We start from the raw sequence: 16,375 nt of genomic DNA on the forward strand, positions 1-16,375 counted from the left end.
TGATGAAATCCAGACCGTTGCTATGTGTATTTTTTCCAACTAGGCATAGCAAAAATCCGGAGTCTTTGACGGTTTGTAATAGTTATCCGATTTTAGGAATGGGATACTTGGTTGTAGCCTGTTACAAAAAGGCCAATATTTTTCGTCCGCAGCGATTCAACGCAAGACCGCGCTACAAACCCTAACCTATTCCAGCACCAATTTCAAATTGATGTTGGAATAGGTGCACGACTTAAAACTTATAAGTCAACGTTCCCGTCACATTCCTCGGTGCACCCGGAAATAAGCGCAGATAAGTCTGGGCACCCAGCCAGTAATTCGTATTAAGTAAATTACCTGCATTCAACGCGATCTGGATATTACTTTTTCCGGGATTGTAGTACAAAGCAGCATCAAAAATTGTGAAAGCAGGAATCATAAAGTCGCGGGTAAACCAGGGTACTTTATTTCCCTGATGTTGTACACCAAATCCAATACCCAGATCTTTCAGGGCTGATGATCCATTGAAATTATAACGCGTCCACAAGTTGGCGCTGTGTTTTGGTGTGTTTTGTTTTCTGGCTCCAATCAGGCTTTCGTTATTATCGTTGGTGATGATCGCGTCAATATAACTATACGATGCGTTGATTTGCCAGTCAGGCGTGATGTAGCCCGCTATGTCCCACTCAATTCCACGGCTGCGCTCGGCTCCTCTGGTTACCAATAAATCCGGATTGGCAGGATCATTTGCATTCATCAGAATATTTTTTTGTTTGATCTCGTAAACGGCCATGTTCAGTCTGATCCGGTTTTGGAAGAAATCTGCTTTCATGCCAAACTCTTTCAAATTACTAGTCAGCGGATGAAACTGGCTGCCGGCGGGCAAGGAGCCCGTTTGCGGCATTAGGGTTACGGTATTGGATTGGGGTTGAAAACCTTCCAGATACGTACCGTAAATATTCACAGCTTTGCTGACCGCGTAAGTAAGGCCGATGCGTGGCAGTAATGCGGTTTTCTTAACCGTCAATGTATTGGGCGACTTGTAATTGGTGATATCTTCAAACCATTCATTTCTTAGACTTAGCAGCATCGTAAATTTGTTCCATTGCAGCTGCTCCTGGATATAAACCGCGTTATTGGTCGTCAAAGCGGATGGCAGCGCTGTTCTTACATTCAGCGTATAATCTTCAACATTTCTAATCGTGTATAATGGATTTTGCAAGTCGAAATGATTTACGTTCGGTTTTGGAAGAGTCTTTCCATTAACCGTAATCGTCTGGTAATTAGCTGCATTGGCAAGTACGAAAGAACTGGCAACGGTACCATCTTTTAACAAAAAACCACGGGCTGCATTTTGTCCGCCACCTTTCAGTTTTTGCCAGCTGTTCAAATCGTATCCAATCAATAATTTATGATTAATCGCACCTGTATTGAAATTAAAATTGAAGTAACTATTAAGGTTGTCGATACCCCAATATTGCTGACGCTGAACAAATTGCATAGCTGCCAGGCTGGTAACAGGCTGATTGGTAATGTCCGGTGCAAAGGCATTTGTCGTTCTGTGCTCCTGCAAATTCTCTGTCCAGGATTGCTTCATATAGGAAGCGTTGAAGCTGATTTGAGAAGTGAATTTTTGTGTAATATTTCCCATAATGATCAATTCTTTTGACTTGAAAAAATCATTGGAAGCTCCCAGGTTTAAACTTTTTGGCGTACTGCTAAGATCCGTTTTTCCTGCAACTGCTCCGAAAATAGGCTGGCCGCGGTCTAAATTTCCAGTGGTATTAGTGTAGATCAACTCTGCATTAATAGCCGTTTTAGTATTCGGAATATAGCTGATCGAAGGAGAAAGCAAAAACGATTTGTTACCAACCAGATATCTGAATGACCGCGCTTCCTGATAAGCACCGTTCAATCGATAAAGCAAGGTTTTGGATTCATTTAAAGGGCCTGTGAAGTCCAGCGTTCCCCGAAAAGTACTAAAACTTCCTGCACTCATTGTTACCTCTTTTCTGTTGATTGCCAGCGGTTTCTTTGTGACAAGATTGATACTTCCACCCGGGTCCACCGAAGAAAACGTAGCACTGGCAGGTCCTTTGATCACTTCAACTCTTTCAATATTAGAAGTTAACGGTTGCAGAAAATAATATTGCCGGGTACGCATTCCGTTAATGATTTGCCCTTCTTCATTCTGACTGATACCGCGGATTGTATACTGATTGTAAAAACTTGAAGGGATAACGCCGCTTGCAATTTTTACAGCATCAGCGAGGTAAAAGGCCTGCCTGTCGGCTATTAATTCTTTGGTAATCGTCGAGATCGACTGCGGAATGTCTTTGTTTAAGGCAGATATTTTTGTCGCGGAAAATGAATATTCACTATTGTAATCTTTTGCGGTACGTCCAACCACCTCAACGGTTTGCAATTCATTGATCTCCGGCACAATTTCGATCGTAAGAAAATGATTCGTATTGTTAATCCTGAGTTTTTTATACCCTAAAAATGAAATGTCAATCGCTCCCTTTCCCTGAATTGAAAAGTTCCCTTCTGGGTCGGTAACCGCTCCGGTTTGAGCATCCGTAAGTTTTACCGAAGCCCCTTCGATTTTCTTTCCGGTGGTGGCATCCGAAATGGTACCGGAAATGCTTTGAGCTTTCAGAGAAGACCAGCCCAATAAAAATAAAAGAATAAAAGTATGCTTCATATATATAAGTTAATGTGAAAGGTGAGGTGTTATTTCAAATAGTTTTTAAATACAAAGCTTCAAGTTCATTAGCAGAAATATCAATGGCGTTGATGACCGATTCCAGATTTCCTTCTTTCATAATCCCAATGCGCGTTGCTACTTCTTTGGCCCTGAAAATATCATGTGTCGCCATCAGGATTGCCGTCCCTTGGGCAGAAAGCCTTTTCAGGATCTCCGAAAATTCATTGGATGCTTTTGGGTCCAGTCCGCTCGTTGGCTCATCCAAAAGCAGCACTTTTGCTTTTTTTGCAACCGCAATCGCAATCCCGACTTTTTGCCTCATTCCTTTTGAATATCCCGCCAGTCGCTGGTCAAAAGCCTGAGATTGCAAACCGGCCGTGTTCAGTAATTCTCCAAGTTCTGTTTCAGAATAATCAAATCCTGCCAGTGAAGAAAAATATTTAAGATTTTCAAGGCCCGTAAGATTTGGATAAAGCATCACGGTTTCAGGAATATAGGCCAGATACTTTTTTATTTCCTGCGGATGTTCGGCCACGGAAATGCCGTTGATGGAAGCCGAGCCCGCGGTTGGTTCTATAAACCCAAGAAATAGATTGATCGTTGTGGTTTTACCAGCTCCATTCTGACCAAGCAGGGCGAATATTTCCCCTTCTTTAATCGTCAGGTTAAGGTTATTCAGGGCTGTATGACTGCCGTATTTTTTGGTTAAATTTTTAGCTTCAAGCATTTTGCAGGTCTTTGATTTGAATAAAATTTCTTTTGAATAATAAAATGGAAATAACCAGCGATAAGATGGACCAGATCGTTATCGCCAACATTCCTCCCGTCAAAGGATCTGAGGAATAGGTATGGGGCTGGTATGCAGGATAACCCGCCCAGTTTATCTTTTCAGTTGGCGTATCGACAAAAATGAACGGATAAAAATATTCACGGATTTGTTTATGATGCGCTTTCACCGATTGTAAATAGTGTACATGGCTGGTCAGGTCCGTATTTGCAATTTTATTCAAAAGTTGCTGAGCTGCTATCACTGGATTAAAACCGGCTATGTTTTCAGATAATAATTGTCTTTGGTCTAATTTTTCAAAAAGCCCCGAAGAAGAACCTGCCGATTCCAGATCACCGGATAATTGCATGGCATAATACCAGCCTGGCGAATATTGGTCTTCTGGAATAGAATATTTTCGGTATTGCGGATATACGGCATAAAACTTTTCCATCGTCGGTTTTTTAGGCAAATCCCATTTTTGGTGCGTGCCTTCCCGCTGTTTGATCGCTGTTTCTGCGGCTTCGGGAATGGGGATACTGTTGTTCACAACAACATTCGCAATGCCGGGGAAAAGAATGCAAAGGAAAATCCAGACGGAAACCAGCGTGGTTGCGTTGAAGGAAGAGCTTTTGCCCAGAGAAACAATGATCACCGATACCATAAACCAGAAAAGATTGAATCACAAATCGAAAAATCAAAAATCACAATTCCAAATGTAAAAAACTACCCTTTTGCAAAAACTGGAGAATCCAAAGAAAAAGGCCATCAATCGACGGCCTTTTTTACTATTCACTTAAACCGCATTTAAATATCATTTAATGGCTCAATAAGCCGGTTTCAGTAAGAAGCTCCAAACCTTCCTTATCAGGCATGGCATTCGCAACTATCAAAGCCCTCACTTTTGTTTTTTGCTCTAATGGTAAAGCAATAATCTTAGCATCTATCTGCTCATTTGATAGACCTGTACTCGATTTTATGGCGTGAACAACTGGGTTAATCATATCAGTTCTTAGATTTAAAAAAGTCGGAAATCTGGTAAAAATATCGGGTCAAAAAACTTGTGGTTTCAACCCTTTTTTGTATATTTATACTGGGGATTTGTTGACCAATGCACGTCAGCGTGCTATCTACAACGGCCACATAAATCCATCCAGGCACATTCAGAACAGGCGGCAACTTAGGCCCCAAAACCCGGATCACATCCCGATTTTCAAACACCAGTGCTTCAAGCTCTGGACTTACCCGAACCAATCCACGGTGCATATTCTTGATGGAATAATGGTTTTTGTGATACTCTTGAACAGTCGGCATTGCTGACAACTGTCCATCAAGATTCACAATAAGAACATGCGTAAAACTCATGTTAGTGAGATTTTTGGAGTAACAGCAAACGTAACGCTTGCCAATTTATTTGTAACCCTGGTATCCCCCGGAACGGTGAAGGTATAAGGGATGACACTAATGTCAGTCACCAACGCTCTTACACCGGCAGGCAAAGACAAATAAGCTTTCATACTTACAGCCGGTGCAAATGTTCCAGGCAGAATCCCGGTTCCCACAGCATTCCAGTTAAATGTGGCCGTCTGCTCATCCCAAATAACTGGAACACTGGCAGGACGCCCAGTTACTTTATCCCAAGTTATTCCCGTTCCACTGGCGGCATCAATCATCGCCTTTAAATTTCCAGTGTCTGGAAACCCTGTAAAAGCTTTTAAAACATCGCCAAGCGTATCAATCGCACCTGGGGTTTCTGCTCTCAAAGCAGTATTAAAGGTATTTATCCGCAAGTCAATAGCAGAGTTATTAACAGTTTCAAGGTCATCCTTGTGAACGTAACTGTCAAAAACGTCACCAAAATCCGTGTCTTTCGGCTTTTTCAATAAACCAAAAGCAGCTTTCAAATAAGCTATCGTTCGCTTTGCCATAACTAAATATTTCGTATTTGTGATAGTGCCATATTGGATGACACCGTTCCAGTCCATATAACAGCGGGATCAACCGGGCTTACAATTTCAATGGAATGAGAAGCACCACCGCCGTATTGATTAAGCCAATAGTATGCAATTTTACCTGACTTGCGTCTTGAAAATACATAGCCACGTCTTTGATCTTTTGCGTCAATTATTTCATCCATTCCGGTGTTAGAAGGAGTGATCCAGGCACCGCCATCTAAACGGTACTTCAAAAAGGCATCCGTTCCCCCTTCAACTTCCTTCCATAGGTCAGCAAAATGCTTGACACCCAGATTATATATATCTGCAAGACCTGTGTAAGGGTAATAACCACTTCTACCAAAGTGAGGCATTGGAGCCAGTTCCGTACTTCCGGTTGGAAAGAACATCGGACTTTGTGCATATTCCGCGAATATTTCACGATGACTAGACTTAGACGCGCCTCCCCATTCAAGTGTTAAATTTCCGTGAATGTGTCCTAAATGACCTAAATTAAATGTATCAGCAGGACAAATAGGAACCTTACCTGATTGATAATAAGTACCGTCTGGGTAGTTAACATTCTGGTGATTGTTTGGTCTCCATTCATGTACCAAAAAGGCGAAAATAGCCGACTTCTTACCATACTTTTTAGTCGCACCCATCAGGTAAACCGTGTCATACATAACAGATTCCTTATCAGGTGCACCTAAATAAACAGCGTGGGCTATTGTATTTGTAGCCGCCAATGTACCACCTGGCTGAAAACCAGTTGCAGGCCAATCCGTTACAGGTCTGTTATAGGCAGCTTTCTGATCACTTGCAGATAGCCTACCCAAATAAAACATATCCGGATAACCAATATGAAAGTAATTATGGCACATGTACCACGAAATTCCCCTGTTAGTAAACCGAGCGGTCAAACGTTCAGCACATCTAGTATAGAACCAACCCCACATCGGCCAGTGCGACGATATAGCAGGCCAGTTTTCCTCCGTTTCACCAATATGACAAGCATGGTCTACAACTGGGGAAATATTCGCCTTACCAATTGAATCGGCTTCATTAAGTGGGCCATTAGGCCAAACTTGCAGATTGTAAATAAATGGCCAACCCTGACCAGGAGGATTACTTACCCACTGTTCAGGTATACTTTCGTTACGAGGCATCGACCAAATAACATTATTCAACGGCACATCACTGTAAGTTATTCCGGCGTCTCTTTGTGCGGGAATAACAGTTGCATAATCAGCGTTTCCCCAATCAAGCTGACCGTTTGGAATGTGCGTTGCTCCTTTGGCCAGAATCTGGGCAATTGTATAAACACCTCTTTGGACAATCCACGCGTGATCCGTTGGCAATTGAATTGCCGGTGCAATATCCAGATACTGAACATTACCTACTGCCGGGTCAAATGTATCAGGAATAGGATTGACAAATCCGTCATACGTCCCACCAATGAAAATAATACTGGTTTGAGCAATACTATTATTGTATGAGAACCCCGGACTGGCGTCTTCATGGATAGTAATCCCATTTGAATCAGCCCAATCCCAAAGACCGTTATAACCATCCTTCAAAATCCCTTTTAAGATCCTAACCGGTGAATTGGAATTATAAACATAGCCGTCAAGCTGATTTACATCCAGTGTATTTTCACCTGCAATTCTGTAACGGAATTTGTGGCCAGGAGGGCAAGGATAGTTTGAAACATCATAAAACCTCCAATTCTTATCACTTCCAGTAATTGTAATTTTGATGTGATATGGCAAAGAATGACTTAATACCTTGGCAACCACAGCCCCGCCGCTTCCGGCATCCAATACCTGTAATGTGTAAGAAAGAGCACCAACTGTAACCAGATAATTACCCGCAACAGCAGGTGTGATAGTCAAAGAGTTGCCGATTGTAAACGCATAATTCTGATCATATAAAACCGCATTGGTAGCAGTATTTTTAACCTTTACTGCCTGTGTTTCCGCTGTTTTAATCCGGATCAGAATATTATTGACACCGCCTGCATTTGTATACTTTGGATACCCGGTTTCAAACGCTAACGGTGTACCTACGATTACGAAAGGTTTAGAAGAAATCCCAGTTCCTTTACAGCTTGTAGCCTCAATTTCTATCGTTCTTGAACCCGCCGTCAAAGCAGCATAAACAAATGTAAAAGTATCAGAATTAAAGAACTGGATCAGTTTTGTAGGCTTAGCAGCTTCAATTCTATCCGCATCCGTGGCAAGTGGTTCATACACCATTTCTGCATTTCTGACAGTAGTAGACCCTTCCTTAATTCTGATATTGAATCTAAAAACTGATGACGCAGCAAATTGTCCAACCATGAAAGTTTCGGTTGCCTGAAAAATTGATCCAAGCGTTGGACTTAATGCACAAGCAGGCAAGTTGACTGTATCGACCAATGAAATATCTGTCGGAGGATATACATGACTTGCACTCGTAGTGGTAAATTTCTTCTGGAACACTACCGAAGGACTGGCCGTTCTTCTCACATAAATGTAATATTCACGTGATCTGATAATGCCGCCAGAACCTAACACAGTAGGATTATAACGCGCAAGTTCTGAATAGTTTGGCTGAGCGAATTGCGATTCTCCACCATCCACCCAGGTATTACTATCACCCCATACACCGCTGGGCTGAGCACCACTTACAGCCTCAATTCTTGACTGAACATCTTCTGTTGCATCAAAATAAAAGGTGCATTCAAGTGTATCAACGTCATGTGTATAAGCTATTTTATTAAGCCAGGCAGGCTTATCAGTCACCAAAGCCGGTGAAACTTCTATATACTGAATTAAATCTCCAACCTGGATCGAATATGTCCCAGGGGAAGTGACAAGGTAATTGACATTTTCTTGTGCCTGGTATTCCCTAACATTATTAAATAGAACAGAAGATCCGAATTTCAAAATGGTTTGAGCCGATTTTGATTGATTCAAGGCATAACGAATATTGAAATTTCCACCACCGTTATCAATGACAACCGGGCCATAATACCACGCCAAAGGTGTTACAGGAACATTCCCACCGCCCCAAGAAATGGAATCAACCACTTCATAACGTTTCGATTTAAGCCGGTAGCGCTCGATATATCTCACAACATCGCCACGCTGTTCAACTGTCAAAGTTGAAGGTATCAAAACACGGAAATCAATCAGGCTGCCGGTTCCATCCGTTACCCGGATATTACCATCAATGTAGCTTTGCAGAATATATTCCAACACTGCCACTTGTCCCGGAGTTCCAAGGTCAAACTGGCTATCATATTCGTACTTATTCAGTGAATTGATAACACCATTTATCGGAGAAAAAAGAGCAGTGGCTAGTGCAATATGCACCGGCTTACGTTTGTTTGGCGGCAACTCTTGCTGCACAAATTTTTCAATATCTATCAGCATCAGTTAATGTAGGTAAATAGTGAATCATTGTGCAAAAGAGCATGACCGGCCAGACTGACGGTTTCGCGTTGATATGCTACCCAAGTAACTGAAACAGGGCGTTTCGTAAAGCTGCCGGTAATCGTAAAATCTAGTACCCCTTTGACTGCCTGAACAGCATCAGTAAGGGCTGTATTGCTTATAACAGAAGTATATGGAAGCGAACGTAAATAAACCGCAATTGCATCCTGAACGGGCGCTTTTGTTGTATCCGAAAGTAAAAGACCATTGGAACCAATGACCTGTTTATCTACTTTGACGGTTACTATAAGTTTTAAATCATCTGCTTCCAGGCTGCTGACGTCTGCAAGTACACCGGCATACTTTACTTTGCTGACATACTCTTTAAGTGCTGTCAGCTCGTCCGTTGTCAAAGGGACTGAGTTTGCCTTTATCGCTTTAATGGCCAATCGCCCGGTCACCGTATCTTCGGTTACAGCGGATTGAAAGACAATCCGTTTTGATTCATCAATCGTATCATAGGTTACCCGACCATTCAAGATGCTAACCGGATCACCAAACTGAAAAGATTTCACCTGGTCTACATACCAGGGTAAAGAGCCAATGCTTGTACTGGCAATTTGTAGATCAACCTTAGCCTGGAATGAATCATAGGAAGATTCAACCAACAAGACCAGGTGTGCCCACATATTACGTAATGTTGTCCAAAATGATACATCACTGGTACTATCCAACGCGTCCAACTGCGAAAATTGAACCTTTGTTACATCAATGTCCGCTTTTATCTCATCCAAAGTCCTCATAATGTGTTAATAATTAAGTGTGCTGTTAAATAACCTTCTATTTCAACTAAATAATCTCCATTTTCGACAACGAAAAACCCACGTGCCCGACCGAAAGAATCCAGATATTCAAGGATTTGATTTGTTAGTACAGTGCCGGTACTTAGGTTTGTAATCTTGGTTAAAAAATTACCTTCGTGATCTAGTATAAAGTAGATTCTTTCGTTATCAAGGAAGATCGGTTTTTGCTCAAATTGAATACCTGGAATTAAATACTCGTCAACGCTCCAAAAGCCAATCCCTTCCGGTTTATCCAAATTGTCAATTGTGGCAATCGTAGTATAATCGTTCAGGTATACCTTTTGTCTGAGATTAATTGCGTTGTCACGATAAAGCAAAACCTGACCTTCATAAATCCGGTCAACCGGTCCATTTAAACCATTATCAATAATCAGGAAAGCAACGCCGGTCACATCACCATAAACGATTATAGCAACATCAAAAAGGCTTTGACCTGGTGTAACTATGTACTTTTTCATTCCTGGTATTTTGCTTCAATTTTAATCCCATCAGTGCCGATTGCTACACTGTCAACCGTCATTCCATCCCGTTCTAGTTCCTGACTTATTGCACGGACTAACCCAGGAGCCGTCCCGTTTTCATTTACATAACTTTGTAAATTCACACCGAGTGACGGTGAATGTTTCCACCATCCTTTTGCCGACAAAATGATATCTGATTGATGCTGTAATGTACTTTCAGTTACAGCAAAATCACTACCTGATATAACCAGGTCCCCGTTTTCATCTAATTGAAAATCTGTCATGATAGCAGTAAAGGATATTTTGATTTTAAAGCAGTAAGAGAAGCAAGGGTATCCGGAAACAAAGCCGTACTTGGCCCTTGTGCCGTAACAACTTTGAAGTTTTGCAATAGTGAAGTCAGGTCGTCAAAAAGCTCTTTCAGCGTAACGCTGCCGTTTGTGATTGAAACCAGATTGTTTGATAAACTAATTTCGGTTTGATCCTGTGAAATAGATATTTCACTTGCACTTAGCGCCACTGAACTGCTACCGTTGACCAGGTTAACCTGATCTTTATCAAAATTGATCAGCGTATTTCCACAAAGAATTTCACCGCCGTCCAATTCTCCGTATTGCACCAGGTACATATCTGAAACTTCGTTATTAACCGCCCCAACTAAAACGACACTTCCCACCCTGGGACGAAGTTTAATCCATTCACTGCCGTCTTCTTCCGCAACGAGTGTGACATTATCAACTTCCAGATCGGAACCAAACAATGTGACGGTGCATCTGTTGTGATCGTCAATACTTTTGACCACCGCACGATAGACCTGAATAGCTGACTTAGGATTCAGGAATAAATCTAAAAGCTGCTGCCTTTTATTGCTCACAAAAAATACAATTTTGACTATTAAATTATGTACAACTTTTGGCCTGAAATTATGTCAAACGCTCAGCTTGGCACCTAGTGACACTTTTCGGACGCCTCCATTAGAACCGAATTCCAACTTTGTACCCATGACATAGTAAGTACCTTCCCTTTCTTTATAATCCGGATCACGGACAACAACAGAATAGCCGGTGGTGCAGTAAGGGATTAACCAACCTTTTATTTCACCACGATAACCGTCATACGTCAGGCTTTTTAATTGCTCTCTTGCAATATTTTCAAGCGTACCTTTGTCTGAAATAGTAGGGCGCTGTAACGTGATTTTATCCCCGCCATCTTCACCGGCTGAGCCTTCAACCTTGGCACCTTTTACAGTCCGGCCAACAACCGTAATTTTTATTTTTGCGTCCTGGGCTCTGACATATTTAAGATCATCTGTTGCCTCGATATTCACGCCAAAATCATAAATCGCGTCACCCGTTTTCTGTGTGAAGGCTAAATGATAATGCAGCTCATTTCCACGGGCATAAATCATCAATCCTGATTCCTGCCTTAATTTATCCAACACCTCAAATCCGGTAGCATTATGAATAGTGAAACTATCCCATTTATAACTGGCGTCAGAAAGATCAGACACCAGGGTAAAAGGGGTTGGAATTTGAGGATTGACCTGATCTAAAACATAATTCAGAATTGTCTTAACGGCTACGTTGCGAAAGATGACCGATTTAACCGGCCTGCGAAAGAAAAACACACTTTCTTCACATTCCAAAATCATAGGGCTATCCGGATAAATCGCTCTTAGATAACCTGAGAATTCAGTTACAAGGTCACCATTGTATCCAAGCCGAACAGTAACAGCATCACCACGCTTAATTTTGTCCTCGATCTGAATTGCCTTTCCTGCAACCATTGCCGGTACACTGATCCTACATTCATCACTAAGAAGCTCCTGGCTGTTTTCGATGGAAACATTTTCAACGGCCTGCAATTTGTAATTTCCAATCGTAATTTCGTAATCAAGCTTGTACATAGCTGCTACCTGGTTAATTGTCAGCAGCACGATGAGCGCCGCAAATAGTGTGAAACGTTTCATTATTTTTCGATTAAAAGTTGAAAATTCTGATCACTAAAACCACGCAAAACAATTACCTGGTCTTCAATATTTTCCGTTGGTGGAAACTCCCAATCCGTGATGGCCATCATTCCGATACCAATAGCATCAAAAAGAGCACATTTAACAGCTACCGACTTCCCAAGGCTACATAAAGCGTTCAAACGGGAAATAATTTCAGTTGGTAACTCGTCCGGATTTAGATAATCATCGAGCATACAAGTGACAATAATCTCGTAGTCACCCTTTGACCAGTATTCTTTAATGGTACCAGAACCACCTCTTTGCTTTGCTACATTTCGAAGAGAAATATTATTGTGTCCTCTTACGGCAACAAGCGGCTCTAACGGTAAAAGTTTTAAGCTTTCATTGGTTTCGCCGATATAAAACGGCATTTTCATCTGAACACCTGTTCTAGCTACCGTTGCTTTGTCAATCGGGGGAATTCCACCACCGGGATTTAAAACCAATGCACCCATTATGATGTAATTGCTCTTGTACCTGAATTTGCTATCCGTAGCATCAAATCAATCATTTGCGTCTCTAAATCTTTCAGATCAGCACTTTGCATACTGGCCACGGTTATCTGGTTATTTTCAATCAGAGATTTGATACTGATCGTCACATTGCTGCTTTTCGAGTTGCCTACTGTCGAACTTAACCCGGCAGCAGCTCCTAATGATCCTGCACCCGTACCTTTACCATCCGTAAAATCGAGGCCATCCGTTGATTTATCCCGGCTTTTACGCCCTGCTCGTCTTTCGTTTAGTTTCTCTAAACGATCCTGACTAACCCGCTTTTGCCCATTATCAATGCCCTGACTAACTGTTTTCCCGATAATCGCCAATGCCCCGGCAATATCCCCAGTAAACAACGCGCTAAGGAATCCACCAATATTTGAGAAGACGGACTTGATAACTTCCCAAGTTTTCAGAACGGCTTCGCGGAAACCATCAAATTTGTCCCAGGCCGTCATAATTGCCGCAACTAATAACACCACTCCTGCGATGATCAGTACAAAAGGATTCATGGCCATTACAACATTTAAAAAGCCCCATGCCTTAACAATCCCATAAATACCAGCAATTAGCAATACCACAGGATTACCAATAAGATACTCTATGACCTTGGCAACAACCCAAAGTGCACTACCGACTATTTTTAAAATATTACCTAAAAAGTCCCACACGGTAGATAAGGTGGTGAAAACCCCTTGGCTGATCGCTCCCTGTTCATTGAGAATTCCGAACCATTTCAAAAGATCGATAATGCCGGTAGTTATCGGGGAAACGATACTCCAAAGCTTTTCAAAAACCCCGACAAGTGGGCCAGTTCCATTCAAAATATCATTGAACATCGAAAGTATGGAATCCTTAATTGGTAGCATCAATTCGCCAATTCCTCGAAGTTTTGCGTTTAGCTTACCCGATACCAATTCTTCTTTCCCTTCTGTCGTTGACATCATTTTACGCTCATAAACCTGCTCATATTTGCTCCCCTTACCGGCATATTTTTGCATGGCTTTGTCAAAAATATCATAGCTGATTTGACCTTTTGACTGAGCTTTGGCAATGTCCCCTTCCTTAATTTTCATTACCTGGGCCAAATATGGATTCAGGTTAATTCCTCGCTCCTTAAACATGTTGATTTCATCTCCCTGAACATATCCGGTTGCTTTAATTTTTGACTGGATCATGGCCAGATCATCAACCTTGGAACCAGTTAATGCTGAAATGTTATTTAAGTATTTCAGCGTATCCATAAGCTTACTGGATTCTACACCAGATCCGGAAAGTTTTTGAGCAGATGAAAGCAATTCGTCCCTTTTTTCAGGCGCGTACTTATCAACTCCTTTCACCAAGGCACCGGCATTAGTCTTACCCATTAGCTCATTCAGTGTAAATCTGGTAGATTGGCTTTTTTGTGCCGCACCAATGGTCTTTTCGGACATATCTCCGATTTGAGCCATAATTCCGTCAACGGCTCCCATTGCAATGCCACTTATACTTCCCCCGACAAGACCACCAACAATTGCAGATTGTCCTGCTAAACTTTTCAACTTGGTAAGAAGTCCTGATATTTTGCCAGAGGCTTTTCCAACCTGACTATCGTCAATCTTAACTTTAAAACCCGCCGCAAGTCCTGACAATTTTTGGCGAAGAGTTGAAACCGACTGAGCAGACGAATTGAGCATATTTTTGACCCTTTCTGAAAGCCGCGTCATGAATGACGTTTTTTGCTCAAACATTGTAGCAACACGCTGCATTTGAGGTGAAAACAAATCTTGCAGTTTTATCGCAAACTGATATACTTTGTTCATTTCTCTTTCTGAACTGGTTTGATTTGAATTAAAAGGAATTTAGCTTCCTTCCATAGCCGTGCAATTTCTTCCGGCTCGGACTTATATATGTCAACATGGAAAAAGTATCTTATCCACGCTGACATATATCGAAATGCGTCAGCTTCGGACGAATCGTCAATATCTGATTCGTCCTCTAAACTTTTTTTAGCCGACTTTGGTAAAAGTCAACCAATTCAATCGCTTGTAGAGCCGCCGCCAAATTATACGCTTCATCAGTTAATAACCTTTCATCACCTCCTAACCAACAATCTTTTACAACTGCTTTTCCTGCACCACTTATACTCTTAGGAAGAGTTACGACCGCATAATTCATTACTTTTCTATCTGGCTTTCTTAGATATCCGGTAATTTTCGGAATATCATCATCCAAGTCTTTTGTAACCGTTCCGGGTTCATATTTTTCCGGATCAACGGCAACTTCCAAAGCGAAAACTTCGCCGTATTGCTTTTTCCATCCCTCGATAATTTCCGGCGTAACATCTGTAATATTCTCTTTCTTAGCCATTTTTGATAGTATTTAAATAGTGTTTAAATGCGTTTAAAAGGTATTATTGAACTTCAAAGTGAGGCATATCTACAAGCCGTTCGTCATCACTTCTCCAATTGTGATTCCAGTCAGCGCCCCAGGTAATTTCCGGATTAAAACCCCTTACCATTTTTGCCAGGGCTTTATAAAAGTTAATGTCCTGGCTGATTTCTCTCTGGGTACCAGGCTTTACAAAAAGTACATCAATTGCCTTTGATGGAAGACTTTGATGTTTGCTTTGCCCTGGTTTGGAGTTGGTGACCTTGTGCCTGTTTTCTTCCTCCGTGATCGGTGCCAGATTGACAAGCCTGCGTTGACTATTTACCCTGGCCAATGGATCACGCCCCTGGGCATAATAGGCTCTTTGTAAATCCGGACTACGGTATACTTCCGATAAAAACGGAAGTGGACTGTTCGGGTATAGCCTGGGCCATTCTGTTAGAATGAATGCCCAAGCCAGTTGAAGACGCGTATCGGCATCTTTAATATCTCTATTCCCCATATTTAGTAATGAATGCCTGAACCCTTTTTGTTAATGTTAAAATTTCCTTTCGCAGACCCTTGTTCTCGATTTTCAGTTGTACATTCTCGTCAGATAAATCATTTACCCGACCTTCGAGCTTATTAACTTTTGCCTCCAATGCTTCACCAGTTTCGCGCCATATCCTGATTGCCCGGTCAACCAAATCAAGTTCAAGTGCTTCTACTTCCTTTACCTGCTTTTTGCGGGAATAAAACCACGTAATACCCGCCGCTGATAAGGAAGAAAGGAACCCGGTAATTATTTCAGTAAAGTAATTTTGAGGGTCTTGCATGTGATCTTTTCGATAGAGGACGCAGGAAGGTGGAGCGCTTGTGCTTCCGCTCCTTCCTGCGTTGTGTGTATAGTGTTGTCACTCGTTCGGTATAAATACCGGTGTTTTGGATACATCAGGATCGCGTCCTGCAACGCGTCCATTTAGATTCGAATTTCTCTTAGAAACAAAAACGGCAATACAGCTCTTCCGATCAAATCCCCCTGTTTGGATTCATGCGGTTCTTCTGTAAACTCTACCCCAATCAGTGAATAGCGAACAATAACCCCGTTTTCCTCATAAGCAATCTGCAAATCCAAATCTTGCAGATTGACAATTTGCCCGTCAGGAGCAACGTCTAAAATTTGCTCTAATTCGTCCTGCAAAACAGATAAAGATCCTTCGTAGCTTTTGTTCCCTCTTTTGATTTTTTGAGGCTCATTACCCTTTCCGTAAATTGCTTCTTTTGCCTGTTTAACATTCCAGGAAACGCCTTCAACGCCCGTTAGCATTGTACCTATTAGGCGTATTTCGCATTCACTCCATCCGTAATCGCGTGTGTTCTTTCCGGCCATTT

General features: G+C 41.8%; 18 protein-coding genes. All 18 read right to left on the reverse strand.

The features are described from left to right. Positions 1-232: 232 nt before the first annotated feature. The 18 genes from FDK13_RS24265 to FDK13_RS24350 all read right to left on the reverse strand — a co-directional run bounded on the left by FDK13_RS24265 (position 233) and on the right by FDK13_RS24350 (position 16,373). Positions 233-2,683 carry a TonB-dependent receptor gene (locus FDK13_RS24265; protein ID WP_137342596.1) on the reverse strand — a complete coding sequence of 817 codons (2,451 nt, stop codon included), beginning with the start codon at positions 2,681-2,683 and terminating at the stop codon, positions 233-235. Between the two features lie 34 nt (positions 2,684-2,717). After that, on the reverse strand, positions 2,718-3,413 hold the full coding sequence (locus FDK13_RS24270; protein ID WP_137342597.1) for an ABC transporter ATP-binding protein: 696 nt from the start codon (positions 3,411-3,413) through the stop codon (positions 2,718-2,720). Next, positions 3,406-4,116, reverse strand: a complete 711-nt coding sequence (locus FDK13_RS24275) for a DUF3526 domain-containing protein (protein WP_137342598.1) — start codon at positions 4,114-4,116, stop codon at positions 3,406-3,408. The genes FDK13_RS24270 and FDK13_RS24275 overlap by 8 nt, the downstream gene beginning before the upstream one ends. Positions 4,117-4,270: 154 nt before the next feature. Then, positions 4,271-4,456, reverse strand: coding sequence for a hypothetical protein (locus tag FDK13_RS24280; RefSeq protein ID WP_137342599.1), 186 nt, complete (start codon positions 4,454-4,456; stop codon positions 4,271-4,273). Position 4,457: 1 nt separating this feature from the next. After that, complete coding sequence (locus FDK13_RS24285; protein WP_137342600.1) at positions 4,458-4,817, reverse strand: hypothetical protein; 360 nt, start codon at positions 4,815-4,817, stop codon at positions 4,458-4,460. Then, positions 4,814-5,380 carry a hypothetical protein gene (locus FDK13_RS24290; protein ID WP_170982905.1) on the reverse strand — a complete coding sequence of 189 codons (567 nt, stop codon included), beginning with the start codon at positions 5,378-5,380 and terminating at the stop codon, positions 4,814-4,816. Before FDK13_RS24290 ends, FDK13_RS24285 begins: the two co-directional genes overlap by 4 nt. A 2-nt stretch (positions 5,381-5,382) precedes the next feature. Then, complete coding sequence (locus FDK13_RS24295) at positions 5,383-8,805, reverse strand: hypothetical protein (RefSeq protein WP_137342602.1); 3,423 nt, start codon at positions 8,803-8,805, stop codon at positions 5,383-5,385. Further along, positions 8,805-9,608 (reverse strand): hypothetical protein, encoded by an 804-nt coding sequence (locus tag FDK13_RS24300; protein ID WP_137342603.1) that lies wholly within the window; start codon positions 9,606-9,608, stop codon positions 8,805-8,807. The genes FDK13_RS24295 and FDK13_RS24300 overlap by 1 nt, the downstream gene beginning before the upstream one ends. After that, the gene (locus tag FDK13_RS24305) at positions 9,605-10,126 is read right to left on the reverse strand and encodes a hypothetical protein (RefSeq protein WP_137342604.1); all 522 of its coding nucleotides are present in this window, start codon (positions 10,124-10,126) and stop codon (positions 9,605-9,607) included. Before FDK13_RS24305 ends, FDK13_RS24300 begins: the two co-directional genes overlap by 4 nt. Continuing rightward, a complete protein-coding gene (locus tag FDK13_RS24310; RefSeq protein ID WP_137342605.1) occupies positions 10,123-10,413 on the reverse strand; it encodes a hypothetical protein in 291 nt (96 codons plus the stop codon). Before FDK13_RS24310 ends, FDK13_RS24305 begins: the two co-directional genes overlap by 4 nt. After that, positions 10,410-11,003 (reverse strand): hypothetical protein, encoded by a 594-nt coding sequence (locus FDK13_RS24315; protein WP_137342606.1) that lies wholly within the window; start codon positions 11,001-11,003, stop codon positions 10,410-10,412. The genes FDK13_RS24310 and FDK13_RS24315 overlap by 4 nt, the downstream gene beginning before the upstream one ends. Positions 11,004-11,057: 54 nt before the next feature. Beyond that, complete coding sequence (locus tag FDK13_RS24320) at positions 11,058-12,098, reverse strand: hypothetical protein (protein ID WP_137342607.1); 1,041 nt, start codon at positions 12,096-12,098, stop codon at positions 11,058-11,060. After that, positions 12,098-12,595, reverse strand: a complete 498-nt coding sequence (locus FDK13_RS24325) for a DUF6046 domain-containing protein (protein ID WP_137342608.1) — start codon at positions 12,593-12,595, stop codon at positions 12,098-12,100. Before FDK13_RS24325 ends, FDK13_RS24320 begins: the two co-directional genes overlap by 1 nt. After that, a complete protein-coding gene (locus FDK13_RS24330) occupies positions 12,595-14,436 on the reverse strand; it encodes a tape measure protein (RefSeq protein WP_137342609.1) in 1,842 nt (613 codons plus the stop codon). The genes FDK13_RS24325 and FDK13_RS24330 overlap by 1 nt, the downstream gene beginning before the upstream one ends. Positions 14,437-14,611: 175 nt before the next feature. Next, positions 14,612-14,983 (reverse strand): hypothetical protein, encoded by a 372-nt coding sequence (locus FDK13_RS24335; protein ID WP_137342610.1) that lies wholly within the window; start codon positions 14,981-14,983, stop codon positions 14,612-14,614. 43 nt (positions 14,984-15,026) lie between these two features. Further along, positions 15,027-15,506 carry a M15 family metallopeptidase domain-containing protein gene (locus FDK13_RS24340; RefSeq protein WP_137342611.1) on the reverse strand — a complete coding sequence of 160 codons (480 nt, stop codon included), beginning with the start codon at positions 15,504-15,506 and terminating at the stop codon, positions 15,027-15,029. Beyond that, positions 15,496-15,819, reverse strand: a complete 324-nt coding sequence (locus tag FDK13_RS24345; protein ID WP_137342612.1) for a hypothetical protein — start codon at positions 15,817-15,819, stop codon at positions 15,496-15,498. The genes FDK13_RS24340 and FDK13_RS24345 overlap by 11 nt, the downstream gene beginning before the upstream one ends. Positions 15,820-15,962: 143 nt before the next feature. Next, complete coding sequence (locus FDK13_RS24350) at positions 15,963-16,373, reverse strand: hypothetical protein (protein WP_137342613.1); 411 nt, start codon at positions 16,371-16,373, stop codon at positions 15,963-15,965. Positions 16,374-16,375: the final 2 nt, after the last annotated feature.

The organism is Dyadobacter frigoris (assembly GCF_005280585.1).
Taxonomy (GTDB): domain Bacteria; phylum Bacteroidota; class Bacteroidia; order Cytophagales; family Spirosomataceae; genus Dyadobacter; species Dyadobacter frigoris.

Bases quoted from the DNA above. Each gene is read 5' to 3' on its own strand.
- FDK13_RS24330 (WP_137342609.1), bottom strand. From the start codon at position 14,436: ATGAACAAAGTATATCAGTTTGCGATAAAACTGCAAGATTTGTTTTCA.
- FDK13_RS24340 (WP_137342611.1), bottom strand. From the start codon at position 15,506: ATGGGGAATAGAGATATTAAAGATGCCGATACGCGTCTTCAACTGGCT.
- FDK13_RS24345 (WP_137342612.1), bottom strand. From the start codon at position 15,819: ATGCAAGACCCTCAAAATTACTTTACTGAAATAATTACCGGGTTCCTT.
- FDK13_RS24325 (WP_137342608.1), bottom strand. From the start codon at position 12,595: ATGGGTGCATTGGTTTTAAATCCCGGTGGTGGAATTCCCCCGATTGAC.
- FDK13_RS24285 (WP_137342600.1), bottom strand. From the start codon at position 4,817: ATGAGTTTTACGCATGTTCTTATTGTGAATCTTGATGGACAGTTGTCA.
- FDK13_RS24265 (WP_137342596.1), bottom strand. From the start codon at position 2,683: ATGAAGCATACTTTTATTCTTTTATTTTTATTGGGCTGGTCTTCTCTG.
- FDK13_RS24295 (WP_137342602.1), bottom strand. From the start codon at position 8,805: ATGCTGATAGATATTGAAAAATTTGTGCAGCAAGAGTTGCCGCCAAAC.
- FDK13_RS24335 (WP_137342610.1), bottom strand. From the start codon at position 14,983: ATGGCTAAGAAAGAGAATATTACAGATGTTACGCCGGAAATTATCGAG.
- FDK13_RS24320 (WP_137342607.1), bottom strand. From the start codon at position 12,098: ATGAAACGTTTCACACTATTTGCGGCGCTCATCGTGCTGCTGACAATT.
- FDK13_RS24275 (WP_137342598.1), bottom strand. From the start codon at position 4,116: ATGGTATCGGTGATCATTGTTTCTCTGGGCAAAAGCTCTTCCTTCAAC.
- FDK13_RS24280 (WP_137342599.1), bottom strand. From the start codon at position 4,456: ATGATTAACCCAGTTGTTCACGCCATAAAATCGAGTACAGGTCTATCA.
- FDK13_RS24290 (WP_170982905.1), bottom strand. From the start codon at position 5,380: ATGGCAAAGCGAACGATAGCTTATTTGAAAGCTGCTTTTGGTTTATTG.
- FDK13_RS24270 (WP_137342597.1), bottom strand. From the start codon at position 3,413: ATGCTTGAAGCTAAAAATTTAACCAAAAAATACGGCAGTCATACAGCC.
- FDK13_RS24310 (WP_137342605.1), bottom strand. From the start codon at position 10,413: ATGACAGATTTTCAATTAGATGAAAACGGGGACCTGGTTATATCAGGT.
- FDK13_RS24300 (WP_137342603.1), bottom strand. From the start codon at position 9,608: ATGAGGACTTTGGATGAGATAAAAGCGGACATTGATGTAACAAAGGTT.
- FDK13_RS24350 (WP_137342613.1), bottom strand. From the start codon at position 16,373: ATGGCCGGAAAGAACACACGCGATTACGGATGGAGTGAATGCGAAATA.
- FDK13_RS24305 (WP_137342604.1), bottom strand. From the start codon at position 10,126: ATGAAAAAGTACATAGTTACACCAGGTCAAAGCCTTTTTGATGTTGCT.